General features: G+C 54.4%; 1 protein-coding gene. It reads left to right on the top strand.

Going from position 1 to position 386, the window contains the following annotated elements; genetic code table 11:
- Positions 1-287 (top strand): Shedu anti-phage system protein SduA domain-containing protein (locus tag EOA22_RS37485; RefSeq protein ID WP_127390790.1); only part of this gene is annotated, 287 nt, incomplete at its 5' end.
- Positions 288-386: the final 99 nt, after the last annotated feature.

Below are 386 nucleotides of genomic sequence, written 5' to 3'. Positions count from 1 at the left end.
TCCATATCAAACGGTCGATCGACGACAACATGCACATCGACGCTTGGTCCGTTCCGTGCTTTCTCATCATTGGCACCAGTCCGCAAGACAAGTGGCTGAGGCAGTCGTTCGAACTGTTCAGAGGAAACCAGCGCGAAGTCGTAGTCATCACTTTCGACGAACTGCTCGGCAAATTGAAGGCCGTGCACGAATTCCTTTCGACAAACCCCCTGAGTCCGACCCGAACGACGGCGTTGTCTGATCTAGGTCAGGCCGTTGGTCGCCAGAAGCGGACTCAAGTCGGATGACACGAGCAGGGGCATATGAGATTCACCGAAACCTGTGACAGCATTTGGTCGGCAACGGGAAGGCGCAGCCAGGTAATGACTATACGCATCCTCATAGAC

This window comes from Mesorhizobium sp. M7A.F.Ca.US.014.04.1.1, from assembly GCF_003998745.1.
GTDB lineage: Bacteria > Pseudomonadota > Alphaproteobacteria > Rhizobiales > Rhizobiaceae > Mesorhizobium > Mesorhizobium ciceri.
Note: the sequence above shows the minus strand (reverse complement) of the source record. Positions and strands in the feature narration are given on the sequence as shown.